The sequence below is a fragment of the Trebonia sp. genome (assembly GCF_049794275.1).
Lineage (GTDB): Bacteria > Actinomycetota > Actinomycetes > Streptosporangiales > Streptosporangiaceae > Trebonia.
This window is the reverse complement of the sequence record NZ_JBARCR010000249.1, coordinates 1-3,522: the sequence shown is the minus strand read 5'-3', so window position 1 is coordinate 3,522 and position 3,522 is coordinate 1. Positions and strand designations below refer to the sequence as shown.

Here is a 3,522-nt window from a genome sequence, read left to right as displayed (position 1 = left end):
GCCCGCCCGATGCTCGCGGGTAGACCGCACGAGGCTGTCAGCAATGGCAGTCCCAGATGGATGGCCGTCGGCCCGCGTTCGCGCGGGTGCACAGAACCCGGCCTACAGGCCGGCTCGCCCGCCGCCTCGCCAGTGACCTGTGCCGATGCGGTGTCACAGGGCCTACTGGCTGTCCTCCATCTCGCGCAGGTTGGCTTACGGGGAGCAGAACGTGACCTCGGGGTAGCGTGGTGACGGCTGGTCCAGCAGGGCTTGCGGCCTGCCGAGCAGGTGCTGGTCGAAGAAGGCCCGGACGTAGGCGCGAGTGATGTCCAGGGACCGGGCTCCGGACAGGCCCGCGCCGATGTCCATGCCGGCCTGATCGGCCAGCAGCCCAAAGTCGGTGAAGGAAGCGTGCACCGCGCCGGCCACCACCAGCCACCGCTTCCAGCCGGTCAGCAGTTCCCAGTCCCGCTCCCAGGTGGACACGGCGCCTCTCAGGAGTTTCCAGTCCCGTGGGGTGGTCACGGCGCTTCCGCTTCCCGGGGTGTAGTTGGATTGCTTGCCCAGGAACAGGAATGGCCGGGACAGGCCGTGGTCCGGGATCGGGGCGACCGTGGCGCCATCCATGTCGATGCCCGCGCGGATGCGGGGATCGGCCAGCATGGCCGCGATGGCGGCGGCGCCGCCGGCGGAGTGGCCGGCCATCGCTATCCGGGACTGGTCGATCAGCCCGGCGGCTGGCCACGCCGGGTGCGCACCGGTCAGCTCGCCGAGCACGAAGGACACATCCGCTGCCCTGCCTGCCGCTACCTTCTCCTGGGACCCGCTGCCCCGCCGGCGTGCCTCGCGGGCCAGGCAGGTGGTGACCCGCCCGTCGGGAAAGACCGTGGCGAAGCTCTCGTAGGTGTGATCAATCCCGGCCACGACGTAACCGTGGCTGGCCAGGTCCTCGGCCAGGGCGGTGAGCGTGCTGCGGGGGCTCGTGAAGCCGGGCGAGAGCACGACCAGGGGCAGGCTGCGCTGCTGCCCGGCCGGCGTGGCGTTGCTGACCGCGTTGGTCTCAACCGTGCTCAGAGCGTCCGGCGGGATGCCAGTGATGCTCCTGCTTGCGAGCTGGAGTTCCGACTCCGCTGCCGTCATGTACGGGGCTGGCCGCCCCTCCGGCGTCGCCGCCGGGTACCACAGGGAGACCATCAGCTCTCGGGCGACCGCTTCCGCGGCCCAGGGATCGGGACGGGAGGTGTCTGTCAGCCACAAAGACGTGGTGCCGGCCGGGCACGGGCCGGTCGGCTCAGGCAGGCACAGCGCGGGCCTCTGCCCGGCCGGCGCGCCGGCCGCGTCTGCGGGAGATCCCATGCCGCCCATCATCACCGGCCGCCCTTACGTTCCCCAAATAGCCAGGCCAGTGTGCACTAATTTGAAAGCCGGGCCGCTGCTCGAGGCCGCTCATGCGAGAACGGAAACACCGGCCTGTGACCCGAGTTGGGCCATTTTGGTCCGCACTCAAGCAGGCGTGAGCGAACATGAGTGCCGAGGTTGGCACCGCACTTCGGTATGTCCGTGGAAGGCTCGCGCCTATGGCGACGATCGTGGCGTTTCACGCTCATCCGGATGACGAGGTGCTATTGACCGGCGGAACGATCGCCCGGCTGGCGGCGGAGGGTCATCGGGTGATCGTCGTCGTGGCCTGCGATGGTGACGTGAAGGACGGCCCGGAGCAGGGCCGGCGGCTGGAGGAGCTGCGCGCGAGCGCCGCGATCCTCGGCGCGGACAGGGCCGTGCACCTCGGCTACGCGGACAGCGGGCACGGGCCGGTCCTGTACGAGGACCCGCCGGGCAGGACACGGTTCGCGAGGGCGGACGTTGAGGAAGCGGCAGGAAGGCTTGCCGCCCTGCTTGCGGAGGAGCACGCGGACCTGCTGCTGAGTTACGACCCGCACGGCGGCTACGGCCATCGCGACCATGTTCGGGTCCACCAGGTTGGCGCGCAGGCGGCCAGGCTGGCGGGAGTGCGGGTCGTGGAGGCGACGGTGCCGCGCGAGCTGGTCGTCCGGGTCGCCCGGCCGCTACTCGTCCTTCGCCTGCTGACCCGTCATCGTCTCAATGAGATGCGCGGGTACGGCATGCCACAGTCGGTGATCACGCACCGGATCGACGTGCGCCGGTATGCCGGGCAGAAGCGGGCAGCGCTCGCGGCGCACCGGACGCCGGTGTCCGGCAGGGGGCGGTCGGCCAGGGCATTCCGCTTGCTGCTCAGGTCGCCCTTGCCTGTGTTCCGGGCTGTCTGCGGGACAGAATGGTTCGCCGAACCCGGGGGCCGGACGGGTGAGCTAGTCGCCCGCGATCACGCGGCTGGGCCTGATCGACCGGCTTTAGTGCGCAAATTCCCCGGACGCCGCCGGGGCTTGGGATGCGTCAAGATGGTGCGGTGGTGCCCGAATCCCGCCGGCGCCCAGCCGTGGGCACGGATGCGCTGGCTTCCTGGTGCAGGCGCTGGCTGGGAGCGCCGCCCGCGGCGCAGCTGTTCGAGGCGGGCTACCTGTCCACGGTGAAGGGACTTCGGCTGGCCGATGGCCGGGAGGTGGTCATCAAGGTGCGGCCCCGGATGTCGCGGCTGGCCGGATGCGCGGTGGTGCACCGGGCGCTGTGGACGGCGGGGTTTCCGTGCCCAGAACCGCTGGTGGACGTGCAGCCGCTGGACGGCTATGCCGCCACCGCCGAGGCACTCGTCCTGGACGCCGGCGAGCCGCCACCGGACAGCGAGCTGGCTGCCTTGTCGGCGGCCGCGCTGGCGCGTTTGGTCGAGCTGGGCCCGGATCCGGGAGCGGTGCCGAGCCTTGCTCCGTCCCCGTCCTGGACCGGCTGGGATCACGCCGAGCCGGGGCTGTGGCCCACGTCCGAAGAGCTCGGCGTCGACTTGAACGCCTATCCGGAACCGCAGTGGCTGGCCCGCGTCGCCGCAGCCGTCCGCGATCAGCTGCGCGGCCATGCCGGCGACCCGGTGATCGGGCACGGCGACTGGCACCCCGAGAACCTGAGCTGGCAAGGCCCGCACCTGCTCGCCGTGCACGACTGGGACAGCGTGATCTGCCAGCCTGAGCCGGCGATCGCCGGGCTTGGCGCCGCCAGCTTCCTCGGCATCCAGGACCCGGCCAGGATGGCCAGCGTCGAGGACAGCGCTGCCTTCCTCGACGCCTACCAGCAGGCCCGCGGCCGCCGCTGGACGTCCGGGGACTACGCGGCGTGCTGGGCCGCCGGGCTGTGGCAGCGCGTGTTCGACGCCAAGACCCGGTCCCTCGGCGGCGATGCCGGGCAAATCCTGACCCGGCATGAAGCCGGAGCCCGCCTACGTCTGGCCGGGCTGAATCCCAGCCTGGCCGCAGAAATGCATGAGACCTGAAGTCATACCGGCCTATCGGTACGTAGTGCCAATGCCCCAACACGCCGCCGCCTCACGATCGAAGCGACGTACGATCGGTAACCGCTCGGACGGCAGGAGGAGCCTCTTTCGCCGTCGCGATGGGCGGCGTTCCCCACATA

Annotated in this window: 3 protein-coding genes; 2 read left to right on the top strand and 1 reads right to left on the bottom strand. The window is 70.9% G+C overall.

What is annotated here, in order from left to right; translation table 11 throughout:
- Positions 1-195: 195 nt before the first annotated feature.
- Positions 196-1,338: an alpha/beta hydrolase family protein gene (locus WA805_RS07170; RefSeq protein ID WP_425241944.1), complete on the bottom strand. Its 1,143-nt coding sequence runs from the start codon at positions 1,336-1,338 to the stop codon at positions 196-198.
- A gap of 167 nt (positions 1,339-1,505) precedes the next feature.
- On the opposite strand from WA805_RS07170, the gene WA805_RS07165 reads away from it, so the two are divergent.
- Both WA805_RS07165 and WA805_RS07160 read left to right on the top strand, forming a co-directional pair.
- Positions 1,506-2,534: a PIG-L deacetylase family protein gene (locus WA805_RS07165; RefSeq protein ID WP_425241943.1), complete on the top strand. Its 1,029-nt coding sequence runs from the start codon at positions 1,506-1,508 to the stop codon at positions 2,532-2,534.
- A complete protein-coding gene (locus WA805_RS07160) occupies positions 2,531-3,382 on the top strand; it encodes a phosphotransferase (RefSeq protein WP_425241942.1) in 852 nt (283 codons plus the stop codon). The genes WA805_RS07165 and WA805_RS07160 overlap by 4 nt, the downstream gene beginning before the upstream one ends.
- The last annotated feature ends 140 nt before the right edge of the window (positions 3,383-3,522 follow it).

Bases quoted from the DNA above. Each gene is read 5' to 3' on its own strand.
- WA805_RS07170 (WP_425241944.1), bottom strand. From the start codon at position 1,338: ATGGGATCTCCCGCAGACGCGGCCGGCGCGCCGGCCGGGCAGAGGCCC.
- WA805_RS07165 (WP_425241943.1), top strand. From the start codon at position 1,506: ATGAGTGCCGAGGTTGGCACCGCACTTCGGTATGTCCGTGGAAGGCTC.